Here is a 19,487-nt window from a genome sequence, read left to right on the forward strand (position 1 = left end):
GCCCCTGTCGTCTACGCCGATGCTGCTACTCGGCGGGGACGACGCTCACTTCACCGATGCCGAGGGCCCTGACGGGCTCCTCGATCGTCGCCGCGTCGCCGACGAGGACCGTCACCAGCCGGTCCACCGGGAAGGCGTTGACGGCCGCCGCGGTGGCTTCCACGGTGCCGGTCGCCGCGAGCTGCCGGTACAGCGTCGCCTGGTAGTCGTCGGGCAGGTGCTGCTCGACCTGGTCGGCCAGCGTGCTCGCCACGGCCGCAGCGGTCTCGTACTTGAGCGGGGCGACCCCGACCAGGTTCTGCACCGCGACATCGCGCTCGGCGTCGGTGAGCCCTTCGGCCGCGAGCGTGCGCAGAACCTTCCAGAGGTCCTCAAGCGCTGGACCGGTGTTCGGGGTGTCGAAGGAGCCGCTGATGGCGAGCAGCGCGGCGCCGGTGGCCCCTCCGTGGGAGGAGGGGGCAGCCGAGCGCAGGACCTGGCCGAACGCGCGCACACCGTAGGTGTAGCCCTTTTCCTCGCGCAGGACGCGGTCCAGACGGGAGGTGAGGGTGCCGCCGAGGCAGTACGTGCCGAGGACCTGGGCGGCCCAGACACGGTCGTGCCGGTCGGCGCCGATGCGGCCGATGAGCAGCTGGGTCTGCACGGCGCCCGGGCGGTCCACGATGACGACCCGGCCGGTGTCGTCGGCGGTCACCGGCGGCACGGGCCGCGGCTCGGCCGACGAGCCCGTCCAGGCCCCCAGGGTGTCACCGAGCAGCGCGTCCAGGTCGACGCCGGTGAGGTCGCCGACGACCACGGCGGTGGCCGTGGCGGGCCGGACGTGCCTCTCGTAGAAGGCGCGTACGGCGGCCGCGTCGATCTTCGCGACCGTCTCCTCGGTGCCCTGGCGCGGACGTGACATGCGCGAGGACGCCGGGAACAGCTCCTTGTACAGCTGCTTGGCGGAGCGGCGGGCCGGGTTGGCCGTCTCGTGCGGGATCTCGTCGAGCCGGTTGCGCACCAGCCGCTCGATCTCGCTGTCCGTGAACGCGGGCGCCCTGAGGGCGTCGGCCAGCAGACCCAGCCCCTTCGGGAGCCGCGACACGGGGACTTCGAGGCTGAGGCGGACACCCGGGTGGTCGGCGTGCGCGTCAAGGGTGGCGCCGCAGCGCTCCAGCTCGGCGGCGAACTCCTCGGCGGAGTACTTGTCGGTACCTTCGGAGAAGGCCCGGGACATGATCGTGGCCACTCCGTCGAGGTCGGTCGGCTCCGCGTCCAGGGGGGCGTCGACGAGCACCTCGACGGCGACGACCTGCTGGCCGGGGCGGTGGCACCGCAGGACGGTCAGACCGTTGCCGAGCGTGTCGCGTGCGGGGGCCGGGAAGGCCCAGGGCCTGGCCTCCCCCGCCTGGGGCTGGGGGTGGAACTCCATCGTGGCGAGCTCGGTCACTTGGCCGCCTCCTCGTCGGTGTCGGTGGCGGTGAGCGGCTCGTAGACGAGCACCGCGCGGTTGTCGGGGCGCAGCCGGGCCTTGGCGGCCTGCTGGACCTCCTCCGCCGTCACGTCGAGGACGCGCTGCACGGCGGTCAGGGCGAGCTGCGGGTCGCCGAACAGCACGGCGAAGCGGCACAGTTCGTCGGCACGGCCCGCGACCGTGCCGAGCCGGTCCAGCCACTCGCGCTCCAACTGGGCCTGCGCGCGCTCCATTTCCTCGGCCGTGGGGCCCTCCGCGGTGAACCGGGCGAGCTCCTCGTCGACAGCGGCCTCGATGACCGGCACCTCGACGTCCGCGGAGGTCTTGACGTCCAGCCACCCCAGGGAGGGCGCTCCGGCCAGCCGCAGCAGGCCGAACCCGGCCGCGACCGCCGTACGGTCCCGCCGTACGAGCCGGTTGTACAGGCGGGAGGACTCGCCGCCGCCGAGGACGGTGAGCGCCAGGTCGGCCGCGTCGCACGCGCGCGTGCCGTCCTCCGGGAGCCGGTAGGCGGCCATCAACGCGCGCGCCGGAACCTCTTCGACGACGACCTCGCGCAGTTCCTCGCCGATGACGTCGGGAAGCGCGCCGGAGCGCGGCGCGGGCTTGCCGTCGTGCCCGGCGATGGATCCGAAGTACTTCTCGACCCAGGCGAGGGTCTCCTCGGGGTCGATGTCCCCGACGATCGACAGGACGGCGTTGTTGGGCGCGTAGTACGTGCGGAAGAACGCGCGCGCGTCCTCCAGCGTCGCCGCGTCCAGGTCCGCCATCGAGCCGATCGGCGTGTGGTGGTAGGGGTGTCCCTCCGGGTAGGCGAGGGCGGTCAGCTTCTCGAACGCCGTGCCGTAGGGGACGTTGTCGTAGCGCTGCCGGCGCTCGTTCTTGACGACGTCCCGCTGGTTCTCCATGGACTCGTCGTCGAGGGCCGCGAGCAGCGAGCCCATGCGGTCCGCCTCCAGCCAGAGGGCGAGCTCCAGTTGGTGGGTGGGCATGGTCTCGAAGTAGTTGGTGCGCTCGAAGCTGGTGGTGCCGTTGAGCGAACCGCCCGCGCCCTGGACCAGTTCGAAGTGGCCGTTGCCCTTCACCTGGCCCGAGCCCTGGAACATCAGGTGCTCGAAGAGGTGAGCCAGGCCGGTACGGCCCTTGACCTCGTGGCGCGACCCGACGTCGTACCAGAGGCACACCGCTGCGACCGGGGTCAGGTGGTCCTCGGAGAGCACCACGCGCAGCCCGTTGGCGAGGCGGTGTTCGGTCGCGGTCAGGCCGCCGGAGCCTGCCTCGGCTGTGGCCGTGTGACCCATGGGCATGTACGTCCCTTCGATCGCGGATGCGGTTGTTGCAACCGCTGTTTTCCTGCCGGTCCTGCCACTGTATGCAAGCGTGTGGAGTGCTGGCGAAGTTCCCGGCGGACGTACGCCGACAGCGAGATTCCTCGGGTTCCAGGCGGTACGTTTCAGCATCAGCGGCCACCGCCCAACACCGCCGCAGAGGCAGGCCTTGGTCCGCGTTGTCAGTGCGGCAGTCCACAATGGTCCGCGTCAGATCCCGTTCAGTCTCAGCAGGAGTGAGCCGCAGGGGCGCGCCCCGTAGGCGAACGACAGGAAACAGAAGGAGCCGGCAGCGATGGCCCGCCGCAGCACGAAGACCCCGCCGCCCGATGACTTCGAGGAGCGGATCCTCGACATCGACGTCGTCGACGAGATGCAGGGCTCCTTCCTCGAGTACGCGTACTCGGTCATCTACTCCCGAGCCCTGCCCGACGCCCGCGACGGTCTCAAGCCCGTCCACCGTCGCATCGTCTACCAGATGAACGAGATGGGTCTGCGCCCCGACCGCGGCTATGTGAAGTGCGCCCGCGTCGTCGGTGAGGTCATGGGTAAGCTCCACCCGCACGGCGACTCGTCGATCTACGACGCCATGGTGCGCCTCGCCCAGCCGTTCTCCATGCGCGTGCCGCTGGTCGACGGGCATGGCAACTTCGGTTCGCTGGGCAACGACGACCCGCCGGCCGCCATGCGGTACACCGAGGCCCGTATGGCCGACGCGACGTCCCTGATGACGGAGTCGATCGAAGAGGACACAGTCGACTTCGCCCCCAACTACGACGGCCAGGAGCAGGAGCCGGTGGCGCTGCCCGCCGCCTTCCCGAACCTGCTGGTGAACGGCGCCTCGGGCATCGCCGTCGGTATGGCCACGAACATGCCGCCGCACAACCTCGGCGAGGTCATCTCCGCCGCCCGGCACCTGATCCGCTACCCGGCCGCCGACCTCGACACCCTGATGCGGCACGTCCCGGGCCCCGACCTGCCCACGGGCGGCCGGATCGTCGGCCTCGCCGGGATCAGGGACGCGTACGAGTCGGGCCGCGGGACCTTCAAGATCCGTGCCACGGTGTCGGTGGAGAACGTGACGGCGCGCCGTATGGGCCTGGTCGTCACGGAACTGCCGTTCACGGTCGGCCCGGAGAAGGTGATCGCCAAGATCAAGGACCTGGTCGGCGCGAAGAAGCTCCAGGGGATCGCCGACGTCAAGGACCTCACCGACCGCAGCCACGGCCTGCGCCTGGTCATCGAGATCAAGAACGGCTTCGTGCCGGAAGCCGTCCTGGAACAGCTCTACAAGCTGACGCCGATGGAGGAGTCCTTCGGCATCAACAACGTGGCACTGGTGGACGGCCAGCCCCTCACCCTGGGGCTGAAGGAGCTCCTGGAGGTCTATCTCGACCACCGCTTCGAGGTCGTACGGCGTCGCTCGGAGTTCCGCCGCGGCAAGCGCCGTGACCGGCTGCACCTGGTCGAGGGCCTGCTCACCGCGCTGGTCGACATCGACGAGGTCATCCGGCTGATCCGCTCCAGCGACAACTCCGCGCAGGCGAAGGAACGCCTGATGGAGCGGTTCTCCCTCTCGGAGATCCAGACGCAGTACATCCTGGACACCCCGCTGCGCCGGCTGACCCGGTTCGACCGGATCGAGCTGGAGTCCGAGAAGGAGCGGCTGGCCGCCGAGATCGCGGAGCTGACCCGGATCCTGGAGTCGGACGCGGAGCTCCGCAAGCTGGTCTCGACCGAACTGGCCGCGGTGGCCAAGAAGTTCGGCACCGAGCGGCGTACGGTCCTGCTGGAGTCGGCCGGCGCCGCTCCCGCGGCCGGCGTCCCGCTCCAGGTGGCCGACGACCCGTGCCGGGTCCTGCTCTCCTCGACGGACCTGCTGGCGCGTACGGCGAACGGCGAGCCGTTCCCGGCGGACGAGGACGGGCGGCGCGCGAAGCACGACCTGATCGTCTCCGCGGTCCCGGCGACGGCACGGGGCGAGGTGGGCGCGGTGACGTCGGCCGGCCGCCTGTTGCGCATCAACGTCATCGACCTCCCCCGGCTCCCCGACACGATGGCGGCGCCCAACCTCTCGGGCGGCGCCCCGCTGTCGGAGTTCCTCTCCCTGGAGGACGGCGAGACGGTGGTCTGCCTGACGACACTCGACGAGTCGTCGCCGGGTCTCGCGATCGGCACGGAGCAGGGCGTCGTCAAGCGGGTGGTCCCCGACTATCCCTCCAACAAGGGGGAGTTGGAGGTCATCACGCTCAAGGACGGCGACCGGATCGTCGGCGCCGCGGAGCTGCGCACCGGCGAGGAGGACCTGGTCTTCATCACGGACGACGCCCAGTTGCTGCGTTTCCAGGCCTCCCACGTCCGCCCGCAGGGCCGTCCGGCCGGAGGTATGGCCGGCATCAAGCTCACGGACGGCGCCAAGGTGATCTCGTTCACGGTGGTGGACCCGGCGGTGGAGGCGGTCGTCTTCACGGTGGCCGGCTCGCGCGGCACGCTGGACGACTCCGTGCAGACGACCGCGAAGCTGACGCCCTTCGACCAGTACCCGCGCAAGGGGCGCGCCACCGGCGGTGTCCGCTGCCAGCGGTTCCTGAAGGGCGAGGACTGTCTCTCCCTGGCCTGGGCGGGCCCGACCCCGGCGCGCGCGTCCCAGAAGAACGGCACCCCGGCGGAGCTCCCGGAGATGGACCCGCGCCGCGACGGCTCGGGCGTGTCGTTGCCGCGGACGGTGGGTGTGGTGACGGGCCCGGTGTAGGTCAGCCGAGCTCTCCGGGGTCCTCCGGACTCTGCTCCTGTACGTATCTCAGGACGCCCCACATGCTGTGCTCGTCGGCGTGTGGGGCGTCGTCCGTACAGGCCTCCAGGTCCTTGCGCAGGCCGTGCGTCCCGATGCCCGACCCGATGAGGACGAGCTGGGTGAGACGTTCCCCGCCGTCGGCCCAGGGCTCGGGATAGAACCGCAGGAACCGCCCGACGGCGTGCACGGCGTACCGGTTGCCCCGGTCGTGCGGCCCGAAGTCGACGTAGCCCTTGATGCGGTAGAGCCCTTCGGGCCGGCTGTCGAGGAAGTCCATCAGCCGACGCGGGTGGAGGGGTGTCGAGGAGCTGAAGGAGAGACTGTCGTAGGCGGCGTGCAGATGCCCGGAGTGGCCTTCCTCGCCGTCCTCGTGACCGTCTTCGCCCTCCCCGTGTTCGTGCAGATCGTCGAAGGTCAGCTGCCCGACGCGCTCCTGGGACGGCCGGCAGTCGAAGAGGAACTCCGGGTCGACGCGCCCGTAGTCGGCGGGGACGACAGCGGCGCGGTCGACCAGCCCGCGGACGGTCTCCAGGACCCGCTCGCCGCCGTCGGGGACCTGCCCGACCTTGTTGACGACGACGAGGTCGGCGAGCCCGAGGTGCCGGTCGATCTCGGGGTGTCTCACCCGCGTGTCGTCGAACTCGACGGCGTCGACGACCTCGACCAGCCCGCCGTACACGACTCGGGGATTCTCACTGGCGAGCACCATCCGAACGAGTTCCTGCGGCTCGGCGAGCCCACTGGCCTCGATGACGATGACGTCGATCCGGGCCGAGGGCTGAGTGAGCCGATCAAGATAGACATCGAGCTCGCTCGCGTCGACAGCGCAGCACAGACATCCGTTGCCCAACGACACCGTGGAGTCCCCGAGCGCCCCCGCGACGGCCATGGCGTCGATCTCGATGGCCCCGAAGTCGTTGACGACGGCCCCGATACGGCTGCCCCCGCCTCGGTGGAGGAGATGGTTGAGGAGAGTGGTCTTCCCGGAACCGAGAAAGCCGGCAAGGACGATGACGGGGATCTGCCGAGAGCTCTGGCTCGGACCCGGCTGACTCAATCTGCGACCTCTCTCACACCGACGCGCACACCAGCGCGGGCCCCGCGCGCGTACGAGGAACTAATGCCGACCCAGGATACGAGCCGGAGGAGTCGTCGCTGAGTGACCGACTGTCAGCAGCCGGTACGGGGCACGCGGCTGGGCGTGAACCCGGCGTGACGGGGCGCCTGCCTCAGGATCGCCGTGATCGCCACGGCAGCCGCCGATCCACTCCGCTTCGGCCTCCCGAGAACACCGTCCTGGGCGCCGCTCACCCCCTCATCCGCATCCCCCTCGTCGCCGCGCTCGCCCGGCCGTCGGGACGAAGGCTCACCGGCCCGCCGCCTCTGAGCCCGGCTGACCGTCCGGATCGCCGCCGACGCGTCACTGCGCGCCCTGGACACGGCACTCGGCGCCCTCGTGAAACGCAGCCCGGCCGCGGCGACCCTCGTCGGACGCGCCGCCGCGTCCGCCCGGGCACCGCCACCGGCTTCACCCCGGCGAGGGTCTCCGCGCGCGTGCTCTCTCGCCCTCCTGGAGAGGATGCCGAAACCCGCACCCGGCCTCACCGCGGACCGGGACGTCGTGAACCACCACCTCCCGCCCGGCACGCCCCACTGCACGCCTCTGTGGACCTTCGCTCCGGAAGAGCACCGAGCGTCCGTTGCGGATGCGCCCGTCCGGCACCTACGCGGGTGAGCCCCTCGCGACCGCTCCCGGAGCAGCGCGCGGACTCCGGAATCACCCGTTCGGCGCGAGGCGAAGCAGCCCCGCCCCAAGGTCAGGTTAGGCTCACCTCTGTGAGTAGGTGCGCAACCGTCTCCCAGGACCTCGACGAGCCCGTCGCGGGAACCGCCGCGACCGCGAGGACGTGGCTGCTGCTGGAGCAGCCGGGCCCGTGGGGCGCCCAGGCGCTCACCATGAGCCACCTGGACCCCGTACTCGGCCGCGCCCTGGAGAAGGCCACCGAGGGCACGGGCGTACGGATCGCGCTGATCCGCCGGCCAGGCCGCCACGCCGACTTCGGTACCCCCGCGGTACGGCAGGTGTACGCGGCCCACACCACGCCCGGGAACGTCTGGCTGCACAGCGCCACGACCCGCGCCCCCGAACAACTGCTCGACCTCGACTTCGCCGCCCTCGGCCAGGGCGCCCCGCAGACCTTCGACGCCGTCCTCCAGGCACGGCCCCACACCGGCGACCCCCTCGCACTCGTCTGCACCAACGGCAAGCGCGACCGCTGCTGCGCGTTGCTGGGCCGTCCCCTGGCTGCCGAACTGGCCGCCTCCGGGGTCGAGGGCGCCTGGGAGGTCACCCACCTCGGCGGTCACCGCTTCTCCCCGACGCTGCTCGTCCTCCCGTACGGATACGCGTACGGCCGCGCCCAGGCCCCGCACGTCAAGGAGATCCTCCAGGGCGTGCGCGAGGGGCGTGTCGTCCTGGAGGGCTGCCGTGGCGGCTCCGCGTGGGAGCGGCCCGGCCAGGCCGCGGAACTGGCCGTCCGCGCGGCGGCGCGCGAGTACGCGGCGGACGCGCTGAGTGTCGTACGTACGGACGGCTCGGCACCGCGCTGGGAGGTGACCGTCGCCCACGCGGACGGACGGCGGTGGGGGGTCACCGTGGCCCAGGGCGCCGCGCTGCCGCCTCGCCCGGAGAGCTGCGGGTCGGCGTTGGGTTCGCCGGCGCGGATGGATGTGGTGGCCTTGCGGGAGCTGGAGTCCGCGGCCCCCACACGCTGACCGCACGGCGCCCGACCGGCGTCCTGTACGGCCGCGGATCCACCCGTCCGGCACGCCGTACAGACATCGATCCATAGTGTTGATCAAAGGATCCACGTCACACCCCTCTACGGAACGGCCCCCTCGTCCCCGTACCGTCATGGGTATGAGCCCCACTCCCCCCGCACGCCGCCTGCGCCTCGGTCTGCCGCGGCGCATGTTCTCGCAGGTGCTGCTGATGCAGGTGGCGATCGCCGCGGGAGTCGCCGTGCTCGCGACCGGGTTGTTCCTGGCGCCGCTCAGCGATCAGCTGGACGACCAGGCGATGCGCCGGGCGCTGGCGATCGCCCAGACCACCGCCGCCCAGCCACAGCTCGCCGAGGACCTGCAGGGCAGCAGGCCGTCGGTCGGCGGGCCGGTGCAGGCCGAGACGGAGCGGATACGGATGGCCAGCGGGGCCGAGTACGTCGTGGTGATGGACATGCGGGGCGTGCGCTGGTCGCACACGGATCCGAAGGAGATCGGCAGGGTCGTCTCCACCGACCCCCGCCAGGCCCTGGCGGGCAAAGAGGTCATGGAGATCGACAGCGGCACCCTGGGCCGCTCGGCCCGCGGCAAGGTACCGCTGCGCGACACCCGAGGCAGGGTCGTGGGGGCGGTCTCGGTCGGCATCGAGTACGACAGTGTGCGGGCCCGGCTGATCCACGCGATCCCGGGGCTGCTCGCCTACGCGGGCGGCGCCATGGCCGTCGGCACCCTGGCCGCCTGGCTGATCTCCCGGAGGGTGCAGCGGCAGACCCGGGACCTGGCGTTCTCGGACATCGCGGCGCTGCTCGCGGAACGCGAGGCCGTACTGCACGGCATCCGCGAGGGCGTCGTCGCCCTGGACCGCGCGGGCCGTGTCCGGCTCCTCAACGACGAGGCACAGCGACTGCTGGGCATCGGTGAGGAGGCCGTCGGCCGCTCCCTGGACGAGGCGCTCGGCGAGGGCCGTACGACCGATGTGCTCGCCGGCCGTGTGACCGGCACGGACCTGCTCACCGTGCGCGGCCAGCGGGTCCTGGTCGCCAACCGCATGCCCACCGACGACGGAGGAGCCGTCGCCACCCTGCGCGACCGCACCGAGCTGGAGCAGCTCGGCCGTGAGCTCGACTCCACGCACGGTCTGCTCGACGCGCTGCGCGCCCAGGACCACGAACACGCCAACCGCATGCACACCCTCCTGGGGCTGCTCGAACTGGAGATGTTCGACGACGCCGTGGAGTTCGTCGGCGAGGTGGTCGGCGACCACCGGGCCACCGCGGAACAGGTCGCCGAGAAGATCCGCGATCCGCTGCTCGCCGCACTGCTGGTCGGCAAGTCCACCGTGGCGGCGGAGCGCGGTGTCGCCCTGTGGGTCTCGGACCGGACGCTGCTTCCGGACCGGCTGGTCGATCCCAGAGGGCTGGTCACCGTCGTCGGCAACCTGGTCGACAACGCGCTGGACGCCGTCGCAGGCACCGCGCACGCGCGCGTGGAGGTCGAACTGCGTGCCGAGGGCCGTACCGCGGTCCTCAGAGTGCGCGACACAGGGCCCGGAATTCCGGCGGAACAGCGCGAGTTGATCTTCACGGAGGGATGGTCCACGAAGAAGCCTCCGGCGCACGGCAAACGCGGAATCGGGCTCCCATTGGTACGCCGTCTCGCGGAACGCCAGGGTGGCAGCGCGCGCGTGGACGAGGCCGAGGGCGGGGGCGCGGAGTTCACGGTCGTCCTGCCGGAGGCACTCGCGGAGCCCGATCCGGCGCCGGAACCCCGGCACAGGCACCTCCCGGAGGAACACGCCCGCGTCCCGGACCCGGAACCGTCCCCGCAGCCGGCCGCCATCCCGGCCACCGGCACCCACGCCCCGCAGGAGGAGTCGAGATGATCGAGGTCCTGGTCGTGGACGACGACACCCGGGTGGCGCGGGTCAACTCCGCATACGTGGAGAAGGTGCCCGGCTTCCATGTCGCGGGAGAGGCGCACAGCGCGGCCGAGGCACTGCGGCAACTGGAGGCACTGCCCCAGCTCGACCTCGTCCTGATGGATCACTACCTGCCCGACGGCACGGGCCTCTCGGTCGTCCAGGAGATGCGCCGCAGGGGTCATGAGACCGACGTGATCATGGTGACGGCGGCCCGGGACGTGTCGACCGTCCAGGCGGCGATGCGGCAGGGGGCGCTGCAGTACCTGGTCAAGCCGTTCGCCTTCGCGGGGCTGCGCGCCAGACTTGAGGCGTACGCGGAGCTGCGCCGCACCCTGGACAGCGGCGGCGAGGCCGAACAGGCCGAGGTGGACCGGATCTTCGGCGCTCTGTCCTCCGGCCCCGAGCCCGAACTCCCCAAGGGTCACTCACCCACCACCGCGGAACTCGTGCGCCGAGCCCTGGTGAACGCCGAAGGCCCCCTGTCTGCCCAGGAGATCGCCGAACGCACCGGGGTGAGCCGCCAGACCGCCCAGCGCTATCTGAAGCTGCTGGAGCGCACAGGACGGGCCAGGCTGACCCTCAAGTACGGTGACGCCGGCCGCCCGGAGCACCGTTACGTATGGGCGACCCGCCCCTGAGGGGCAGGCGGAGCCCGCGGAGTTGTGAAGATCTTGCTCGCTCCACGCCGTTCGATGGCGCGAGGCATGGCGCATGCCACAACATCAGTCTTCTGGCCGCAAGTTGTTCTTCTGCTTGCAAAGGTCGGTTGTGCTCGTCGGCCCTGAGGGAGAGGCCCGATGATTGACGTCCTGGTGGTGGACGACGACCTCCGTGTCGCGGAGATCAACGCCAAGTACGTGGGGAAGGTTCCCGGGTTCAGGGTGGCCGCCCGCGCGCACAACGCCGCCCAGGCTCTGGCCGCCGTACAACAGGGCACGATCGATCTGGTCCTGCTCGACCACTACCTGCCCGACCAGACGGGACTCGAACTCGTCCACCGCATGCGGGAACAGGGGCACTGCACCGACGTCATCATGATCACGGCGGCGAGTGACGTGGTGACCGTGCAGACCGCGATGCGCCTGGGCGCGGTGCACTACCTGGTCAAACCGTTCACCTTCGCGGCGTTGCGCACCCGTCTGGACTCCTACGCCGCTCTGCGCCGCACCGTCGACCACGTCGAAGACCGGAGCCACACCGGCCAGGAGCAGGTCGACCGGATCTTCGGCGCCCTGCGCACGCCGCCCGGCCCCGCGTCCCCCGGGCTGCCGAGCGGCCACTCGGAACCGACCACGGACCTCATCTGCGGTGTGCTCCACCGCGCCGGCCAACCGCTCTCGGCTCACGAAGTGGCCGCGGAGACAGGCCTCAGCCGCTCCACGGCACAGCGCTACCTCCGTCACCTGGAACAGGCGGGACGCCTCCGCCTCTCCCTCAAGTACGGCGACACCGGACGCCCTGAACACCAGTACGCATGGGTGGCCCCTTGAGTCGCTCCCACCCCTCAAGGGCGTACGACGGTGGAGGCGCCGCCCGCTAGACGGCCCCCGCCCCCGTGAGTGACCGCACCTCGGTCTCCGCGTGCTTGGCCTCGTCCGGGTCCTCCGCGGAGGTGACCGTGCCGAGCCAGCCCGCGAGGAATCCCAGCGGGATCGAGACGAGTCCCGGGTTCTGCAGCGGGAAGTACTGGAAGTCCACCCCCGGGAACAGCGATTCGGGGCTGCCCGACACCACGGGCGAGAGCAGCACGAGGACCATCGACGGAATCAGCCCCCCGTACACCGACCACACCGCGCCCCGGGTCGTGAAGCCGCCCCAGAACAGCGAGTAGAGCAGCACCGGCAGATTCGCGGACGCTGCGACAGCGAAGGCGAGGCCCACCAGGAACGCGACATTGAGGTCGCGGGCCAACAGGCCGAGGGCGATCGCGACCACGCCGATGCCGACCGCGGCGGTCCGTGCCACAGCCACCTCGCTGCGCGGCTTGGCGCGCGGGCGACGCAGCGACGCGTACAGGTCGTGGGCCACGGACGCCGAGGACGCGAGCGTGATGCCCGCCACCACCGCGAGAATGGTCGCGAAGGCGATGGCGGCGACGATCGCGAACAGAACCGTTCCGCCTGTGGAGTCCGCACCTCCGCCCAGATCGAGGGCCAGAAGCGGAACAGCCGTGTTCCCCGCCGCGTTCGAGCCACGGACCGCCTGCGGCCCGACGATCGCCGCCGCGCCGAAGCCGAGGACGATCGTCATCAGATAGAAGCCGCCGATGAGCCCGATCGACCAGACGACCGACCGGCGCGCGGCCCGAGCGGTCGGCACGGTGTAGAAGCGGGAGAGGATGTGGGGCAGCCCGGCCGTGCCCAGTACCAGGGCGAGCCCCAGGCTGATGAAGTCGAGACGCGAGGTCCAGTCGCCGCCGTACCTCAGCCCGGGAGCGAGAAACGCGTCACCATGACCGCTGCGCTCGGCGGCAGTGCGCAGCAACTGGTCGAAGTCTCCATGGAACCGCACCAGTACCAGCACGGTCAGTGCGATCGTCCCGCCCATCAGCAGGACCGCTTTGACGATCTGGATCCAGGTGGTGGCCCGCATCCCTCCCAACGACACATAGATCACCATGAGCGCGCCGACCGCGATCACCGTCCAGGACTGCGCCGCCTCGCTCGAACCACCCAACAGCAGAGCGACCAGACTGCCCGCCCCGACCATTTGCGCCACCAGATACAGAACGGACACGGTGACCGAGGAAGTTCCCGCAGCGATCCGCACCGGCCGCTCACGCATCCGGGCCGCGACGACATCCGCCAGCGTGAACCGCCCGCAGTTGCGCACCAGTTCGGCCACCAGGAACAGCACGACGAGCCAGGCCACCAGGAAGCCCACCGAATAGAGCAGCCCGTCGTAGCCGAAGAGTGCGATGAGGCCGGAGATCCCGAGGAAGGACGCGGCCGACATGTAGTCACCCGCGATGGCAAAACCATTCTCCATAGGGGAGAAGAGCCGGCCACCCGCGTAGAACTCCTCCGCCGAGCCCTGTCGGTGCCGGCTCACCCAGGTGGTGATGGCCAGCGTGACGGCCACGAACGCGCTGAACAGCACCAACGCGAGCATCTGATGGTTGCCGGTCACGATCCACCGCCTCGAAGGCCACGCGTCAGTTCCTGGGTGTCCCAGCGCAGATCGAGCGCGGCCCGGTCCCTGCGCAGCCGCGCGTGCCTCGCATAGGCCCAGGTGAAGAGGAACGTGGTGAGGAACTGTCCGAGTCCCGCCAGCATCGCCACGTTCACCGCGCCCACCACTGGCCGGCCCATGAACCCGGGCGCCGTGGTCGCGGTCACCACATAGCCCACGTACCAGGTGAGGAAGACGACGACGCCGGGGATCACAAACCTCCGGTACCGCCTGCGTACCTCCTGGAAGGCGGCACTGCGCTGCACCTCCAGATAGACGTCGGCCGCTCCGCCGCCCGGCCTCTCCTGCTCCCGGCGCGTGGGCGGAACGACGGGGGCGGGCGCCCCCGTGCCGTCCAACTCGCCCCAGCCAGAGGCAAGCGCGTCGTACCAGGGGTCGTCGAACCGTGTGTCCCCGCCCGCCCCCGCGTGGGTCGGGACGGCCTCACGACCTTCTTGGGTCTCGGCCGACATCTCAGGGCCGCTCCCGCGTCCAGGGCGACCGGTGCTTGACTGCATGCCCAAGGATGGACAGAACGGGAAGTTCCCCGACTCTTGTTCGCCACGCAGTTCACCCCATCAGGTGACTTCACCGCGTGGGAGGCCGCACCAATCCCTTGCCGTAGGCGTAACGCACCGCCTGCGCACGGTCCTTGATCCCCGTCTTGGCGAAGAGGTTGTTGATGTGGGTCTTCACGGTCGCCGTGGAGACGTGCAACTGGTGCGCGATCTCCTGGTTGTTGAGTCCCTCCGCGATCAGCACCAGTACCTCGGCCTCCCTCGTGGTGAGCCCGTCGGGCGGCTCGGCGGACGCGGCCGGCTCCTTCTCCGGCTCCGTCAGCCGCTCCAGGAGCCGCCGCTGGATGCTCGGTGCGAGCCCCGCCTCCCCGGACAGCACACTGTGCACCGCTCTGACGATCTCGTCGCCGTCCGCGTCCTTGGTGAGATAGCCTCGCGCCCCTGCCCGCAACGCGCGGAACAGCGACTCGTCGTCCGCGAAGGTCGTGAGCACGACGACCTGCGTCCCGGGGTGCTCCGCCCTGATCCGCCGGGTCGCCTCGACACCGTCGCAACGCGGCATGCGCAGGTCCATGAGCACCACGTCCGGCGCTAGTTCGCCGACCAGCCGCACGGCCTCGTCCCCGTCTCCGGCCGCTCCGACGACCTCGATCCCGGCCAGCAGGCCGAGCAGCATCACGATGCCTTCCCGTACGACGGTCTGATCGTCCGCGACCACGACCCGCGCGATTTTCCGGTCGGCCACGTCCGTCACGTCGGCACCCTCAGTGTCACCGCGAACCCCTTCTCGTCCGGACCGGCCTCCAGCGAACCCCCCAGCAACTCGGCTCGCTCCCGCATACCCAGCAGACCGTACCCGCCGCCCACCTCGGTGAGTTCGCCCGGCGAACCACCCGTGTCCCTCACGTCCAGCGTCACCTGGTGCTCGCTGTACTCCAACCGCACCCGGACCGTGGCGCCCGGAGCGTGTTTGCGGACATTCGTGAGTGCCTCCTGGGCCACCCGTCGCACGGCCTGCGACGCCTCTGCCGACAGCGGTCTGCGCTCACCCGCAATGGTGACGCCCACGGTGTCGGTCGCACCGATGAGCTCACTCAGGTAGTCCTCCAGCGGGGACATCTCCCCCCGCAGCGCGGACAGTGCCTGTCTCGTCTCGGCCAGACCGTCGCGAGCCATCCCCCGCGCCGCCACCACCCGTTCGAGGATCCGGTCGCGGTCGGCGCCCCGCTCGATCAGCAGGCGGGCCGCTTCCAGGTGCACCAGCTGAGCGGAGAGGCTGTGCGCCAGTACGTCGTGGATCTCCCGCGCTATCCGAGCGCGCTCCGCGAGCGCCGCAGACTCCGCTTCCGCGGCACGGGCGGCCCGCTCCTGGGTGAGGAGCAACTGGGTGTTGCCGCGCGCTTCGGCGTCGAGTCGCAGGACGTATCCCAGCAGTCCGAGACCGATGCTGGTGACGGAGGTGGTGAGCAAGGGGTCGTCGTTGACCACCGCATAGGAACCGAGGGCCAGCACGCTCATGGGCAGGGCGGCTGACAGGGGCATCCTTTCCAGGGCCGTGATCGCGCATCCGCACCACAGGACGAGCGCCGGCACCCGGAAGCCCGCGGCCTGGCCCGCGACGGCGAGGCCCTGAAGCAGCAGCAGGAGCGCCAGAGAGGGCCACAGCCGGTGCTGGAACGTGGTCCGGTAGAGCTCCCGGGCGAGCAGCACGGCGACGCCGACTCCTCCGACGGCCAGCGCCGCACCCCAGCCCCGGACCGGATGGCTGCTGACGGCTCCCCACAGAAGCATGCCGAGGATCAGCATCCGGGTGGCCCAGGCGAGCCTGCGGCGGTTGCGTGAGATTCCCTCGCGGCCGAGCGCTTCCCGAGAGGGCCAGCGCAACCAGTCGTTCTTCGTCACACGCGCTCCTTCCGCGACCGCACGCCGTCACCGTAAGCCGGGGTCCGCCCGTGCGCCGAGGGTGCGGACGCCGGATGCGGTAGTTCCGCGTGCGGGGAGACCAGGTGCAGGGACTGGACTCGCCAGTGCAGGATTCCGGCGCGGAGCAGGAGGGTCGCCGCGAGGGCGAGGAGAAGGGCAGAGGTGTCCTGGTGGACGCCGAGTGCCGCGCCCAGGGCGAAGAGGCCTGCGCGGAGGCCGATCCCGACCACCCACACGGCGACGCTCGCCCTGGTGCTCCGGCTCCACACCTCACCGTCCGGCTCCGCCCAGATGCGTGTGGTCCAGGCCCAGCCGGCTCCGGTGGCGAGGCCGATGAGCAGTTCGACCGCGAGCAGGGTGATCGACTCCGTGCGGTGGTGGATGTCGACAAGACCGGGCTCGCGCAGCGCAACGACGGCCAGGATCACGGGCACGACCCACCAACGCCGGTCCGTGTCTATCCGGCGGGTACGGAACTGTCGTACGACCACCAGGGCGACGACGGCGACGATCAGCAAGACGTCAGCGAGCCCGGACATCAGGCCTCCGTGGGCGAGGAAGGAGCGGCTGCCGGCAGCGGGTGCTGTCGACGCCTTCGACGCTACGGAAAACGGCAGGTCAGAGAATCGGAGCAGGGGTGGATCGCGGGTGGATTAGCAGCGGGCCTGCGGTCCACCCCAGGGTGGAGAACGGGATCCGGCGCAGCACTGGAAAGTGCTGCGCCGGCATCGGGAACCGACAGGTCAGGCGTCGATTCGGGACCTGTCCAGCGTCGCCGCCGAGCTGGAGATGAACTCCTTGCGAGGAGCCACGTCGTTACCCATCAGGAGATCGAAAACCTGTTCGGCGGAGTCCAGGTCGGACAGGTTGATCCGGCGCAGCGTGCGATGGCGCGGATCCATCGTGGTCTCGGCCAGCTGATCGGCGTCCATCTCCCCGAGGCCCTTGTAGCGCTGGATCGAGTCCTTGTAGCGAACGCCCTTGCTCTGGAACTCCAGCAGCTTCTCGCGCAGCTCACGGTCCGAGTAGGTGTAGACGTACTTGTCCTGGCCCTTCTTCGGCTGGACGAGCTCGATGCGGTGCAGCGGCGGCACCGCGGCGAACACCCGGCCCGCTTCGACCATGGGCCGCATGTAGCGGTGGAACAGGGTCAGCAGCAGGGTGCGGATGTGGGAGCCGTCGACATCGGCGTCGGTCATCATGATGATCTTGCCGTAGCGAGCCGCGTCGATATCGAACGTACGACCTGACCCTGCCCCTATGACCTGGATGATCGCGCCGCACTCGGTGTTCTTGAGCATGTCGGTCACGGACGACTTCTGGACATTGAGGATCTTCCCCCGGATCGGGAGCAGTGCCTGGAACTCCGAGTTCCGGGCGAGCTTGGCCGTACCGAGCGCGGAGTCGCCCTCCACGATGAACAGTTCGCTGCGTTCGACATCGTCACTGCGGCAGTCGGCGAGCTTGGCGGGCAGTGAGGACGACTCCAGGGCCGTCTTACGGCGCTGCGCGTCCTTGTGCTGACGGGCCGCGATGCGCGTACGCGCCGCCGCCACGGCCTTCTCCATGACGACGCGGGCCTGCGCTGCCGCGTCCCTCTTGGTGGAGGTCAGGAAGTCCTTGAGCTCCTTCGACACCACGCTGGTCACGATGCGGCGCGCCGCCGAAGTGCCGAGCACCTCCTTGGTCTGGCCCTCGAACTGCGGCTCGGCGAGACGCACGGTGACGACCGCGGTGAGTCCCTCCAGGGCGTCGTCCTTGACGATGTCGTCCTCGGCCACGCGCAGCAGCTTCTTGGCGCGCAGTACCTCGTTCATCGTCTTCGAGACGGCCTGTTCGAAGCCCGCCATATGGGTACCGCCCTTGGGCGTGGCGATGATGTTCACGAACGACTTGAGGGTCGCGTCGTAGCCCGTTCCCCAACGGAGCGCCACGTCGACACCCAGTTCGCGGGTGACCTCGGTGGGTGTCATCTGGCCGTGGTCGTCAAGGACCGGGACCGTCTCCTTGAAGGTGCCCTGTCCGGAAAAGCGGAGGACGTCGCAGACCGGCTTGTCGGTGGCCAGGTACTCGCAGAACTCACTGATGCCGCCGTCGAAGCGGAAGGACTCCTCGCCCTTGCTGCCACCCTCACCGAGCCCGACCTCGTCACGGACGACGATGGTGAGGCCCGGCACCAGGAACGCGGTCTGGCGAGCGCGCTGGTGGAGGTTCTCCAGGGAGAGCTTGGCGTCCTTGAGGAAGATCTGTCGGTCCGCCCAGTACCGCACACGCGTGCCGGTGCGGGTCTTGGGGACCCGCTTGGTCTTGCGCAGGCCACCCGCCTCGAACGTGGCGTCGGGGCCGACAGTGGCGAAGGAGCCGGGCACACCGCGCCGGAAGCTGATCGCATGGGTGTTCCCCCCGCGGTCGACCTCGACGTCCAGGCGCGCCGAGAGCGCGTTCACCACGGACGCGCCCACCCCGTGCAGGCCGCCGGAAGCGGCATATGAACCGCCGCCGAACTTGCCGCCGGCGTGCAGCTTCGTCATGACGACCTCGACACCGGAGAGGCCGGTTTTGGGCTCGACATCCACAGGGATGCCCCGGCCGTTGTCGCGCACCTCGACGGAGCCGTCGTCGTGCAGGACGACGTCGATGTGGTCGCAGTAGCCTCCGAGGGCCTCGTCCACGGAGTTGTCGATGATCTCCCAGAGGCAGTGCATCAGGCCACGACTGTCGGTCGACCCGATGTACATTCCTGGGCGCTTGCGTACGGCCTCGAGCCCCTCAAGGACGAGCAGGTGCCGCGCGGTGTAGTTGGAACCGTCCCGGTCTGCTCCTGCCAGCAGCGCTGTGGACGGCACGGACGTATCGGCGGTCACGCGGTTCGCTCCTCGCTGAATTTCAGTTGGAGCCCTGATGGGTAAGGGCCCGGCTTCGGTAGCCGCTCAGAGGGTACCGAGGCCTGGTAGAGCCGATGTAACGCCACCCTCGTCTGAAGTCACACTAATCCAGAGTCGCATACCTGTTCGATCCCTCGATGGAGTGAAGTACATATCACGTTCCCTTCCAGGCATGAACCATTTAGGCTCCGGGCACGTCCTCATGAACAACCGGCAACCCAGCCGGGCGGACCTACACCCCTACAGACGACAGACAGCGCGAACCCGTACAGACACAAAGACACGCAATACGGCACATTCGCCGCCAACCGGCATCAGACAGCCGACTCGAAAAGATTTTTTTCGAGGAAGAGCCACGAGCGGGAACGTTTTCGGCCTGGTTGGATGTTGACCCTGGTACGACAGCTCGTCGAGCTAGAGAAGAGGCGACGTGACTACTGTTCTGACCCCCGCGAGCCCGCTGACGGCCGCTGATCGCTGCGACCGCTGCGGCGCCCAGGCATACCTTCGCGTTGTCTTGGCGAGCGGCGGAGAACTGCTCTTCTGCGCCCACCACGGTCGCAAGTTCGAGCCGGAACTCAAGAAGATCGCCGCTGAGATACAGGACGAGACGGAGCGACTGACGACCGTTCCGGCCAGCTCCACCGAAGAAGACCGCTGATACCTGCGCTTCGACGACGAGCCAGCCCCGGCGCAAGCCGGTTGATTCGGGC

The 19,487-nt window shown here is 70.0% G+C and carries 15 protein-coding genes; 6 read left to right on the plus strand and 9 right to left on the minus strand.

Translation table 11 applies throughout. The features are described from left to right. Positions 1-25: 25 nt before the first annotated feature. Both STRTUCAR8_RS04415 and STRTUCAR8_RS04420 read right to left on the minus strand, forming a co-directional pair. Positions 26-1,429, minus strand: coding sequence for a M16 family metallopeptidase (locus tag STRTUCAR8_RS04415; protein ID WP_006374248.1), 1,404 nt, complete (start codon positions 1,427-1,429; stop codon positions 26-28). Further along, positions 1,426-2,754 (minus strand): M16 family metallopeptidase, encoded by a 1,329-nt coding sequence (locus STRTUCAR8_RS04420; RefSeq protein ID WP_006374240.1) that lies wholly within the window; start codon positions 2,752-2,754, stop codon positions 1,426-1,428. The genes STRTUCAR8_RS04415 and STRTUCAR8_RS04420 overlap by 4 nt, the downstream gene beginning before the upstream one ends. Positions 2,755-3,076: 322 nt before the next feature. Between STRTUCAR8_RS04420 and STRTUCAR8_RS04425 the strand changes: the two genes are divergently transcribed. Then, positions 3,077-5,533, plus strand: coding sequence for a DNA gyrase/topoisomerase IV subunit A (locus STRTUCAR8_RS04425; RefSeq protein WP_006374238.1), 2,457 nt, complete (start codon positions 3,077-3,079; stop codon positions 5,531-5,533). Position 5,534: 1 nt separating this feature from the next. Here the strand turns inward: STRTUCAR8_RS04425 and STRTUCAR8_RS04430 are convergent, their stop codons facing one another. Beyond that, positions 5,535-6,632 (minus strand): CobW family GTP-binding protein, encoded by a 1,098-nt coding sequence (locus tag STRTUCAR8_RS04430; protein WP_006374244.1) that lies wholly within the window; start codon positions 6,630-6,632, stop codon positions 5,535-5,537. Between the two features lie 779 nt (positions 6,633-7,411). Here STRTUCAR8_RS04430 and STRTUCAR8_RS04440 point away from each other — a divergent pair. From STRTUCAR8_RS04440 to STRTUCAR8_RS04455, 4 genes are all read left to right on the plus strand, one after another. Then, complete coding sequence (locus tag STRTUCAR8_RS04440; RefSeq protein WP_006374242.1) at positions 7,412-8,350, plus strand: sucrase ferredoxin; 939 nt, start codon at positions 7,412-7,414, stop codon at positions 8,348-8,350. Between the two features lie 145 nt (positions 8,351-8,495). Next, positions 8,496-10,238, plus strand: a complete 1,743-nt coding sequence (locus STRTUCAR8_RS04445; RefSeq protein ID WP_044471627.1) for an ATP-binding protein — start codon at positions 8,496-8,498, stop codon at positions 10,236-10,238. After that, complete coding sequence (locus STRTUCAR8_RS04450; protein WP_006374236.1) at positions 10,235-10,915, plus strand: response regulator; 681 nt, start codon at positions 10,235-10,237, stop codon at positions 10,913-10,915. The genes STRTUCAR8_RS04445 and STRTUCAR8_RS04450 overlap by 4 nt, the downstream gene beginning before the upstream one ends. 159 nt (positions 10,916-11,074) lie before the next feature. Next, positions 11,075-11,767, plus strand: a complete 693-nt coding sequence (locus tag STRTUCAR8_RS04455; protein WP_006374235.1) for a response regulator — start codon at positions 11,075-11,077, stop codon at positions 11,765-11,767. A 46-nt stretch (positions 11,768-11,813) separates the two neighbouring features. Here STRTUCAR8_RS04455 and STRTUCAR8_RS04460 read toward each other — a convergent pair whose 3' ends face one another. The 6 genes from STRTUCAR8_RS04460 to STRTUCAR8_RS04485 form a co-directional block, all read right to left on the minus strand. Continuing rightward, positions 11,814-13,406, minus strand: coding sequence for a solute symporter family protein (locus STRTUCAR8_RS04460; RefSeq protein ID WP_006374241.1), 1,593 nt, complete (start codon positions 13,404-13,406; stop codon positions 11,814-11,816). Next, positions 13,403-13,921 carry a DUF485 domain-containing protein gene (locus tag STRTUCAR8_RS04465; RefSeq protein WP_006374246.1) on the minus strand — a complete coding sequence of 173 codons (519 nt, stop codon included), beginning with the start codon at positions 13,919-13,921 and terminating at the stop codon, positions 13,403-13,405. The genes STRTUCAR8_RS04460 and STRTUCAR8_RS04465 overlap by 4 nt, the downstream gene beginning before the upstream one ends. 115 nt (positions 13,922-14,036) lie before the next feature. Further along, positions 14,037-14,720, minus strand: coding sequence for a response regulator transcription factor (locus STRTUCAR8_RS04470; RefSeq protein ID WP_006374247.1), 684 nt, complete (start codon positions 14,718-14,720; stop codon positions 14,037-14,039). Then, complete coding sequence (locus tag STRTUCAR8_RS04475; protein ID WP_006374237.1) at positions 14,717-15,868, minus strand: sensor histidine kinase; 1,152 nt, start codon at positions 15,866-15,868, stop codon at positions 14,717-14,719. Before STRTUCAR8_RS04475 ends, STRTUCAR8_RS04470 begins: the two co-directional genes overlap by 4 nt. Then, on the minus strand, positions 15,865-16,428 hold the full coding sequence (locus tag STRTUCAR8_RS04480; protein ID WP_006374243.1) for a DUF1453 family protein: 564 nt from the start codon (positions 16,426-16,428) through the stop codon (positions 15,865-15,867). Before STRTUCAR8_RS04480 ends, STRTUCAR8_RS04475 begins: the two co-directional genes overlap by 4 nt. 204 nt (positions 16,429-16,632) lie before the next feature. Beyond that, positions 16,633-18,753 (minus strand): DNA gyrase/topoisomerase IV subunit B, encoded by a 2,121-nt coding sequence (locus STRTUCAR8_RS04485; RefSeq protein WP_006374245.1) that lies wholly within the window; start codon positions 18,751-18,753, stop codon positions 16,633-16,635. A gap of 451 nt (positions 18,754-19,204) precedes the next feature. Between STRTUCAR8_RS04485 and STRTUCAR8_RS04490 the strand changes: the two genes are divergently transcribed. Further along, on the plus strand, positions 19,205-19,435 hold the full coding sequence (locus STRTUCAR8_RS04490) for a DUF7455 domain-containing protein (RefSeq protein WP_044471628.1): 231 nt from the start codon (positions 19,205-19,207) through the stop codon (positions 19,433-19,435). The last annotated feature ends 52 nt before the right edge of the window (positions 19,436-19,487 follow it).

Origin of the sequence: Streptomyces turgidiscabies Car8, assembly GCF_000331005.1 — a bacterium.
In the GTDB taxonomy this organism is placed as follows: domain Bacteria; phylum Actinomycetota; class Actinomycetes; order Streptomycetales; family Streptomycetaceae; genus Streptomyces; species Streptomyces turgidiscabies.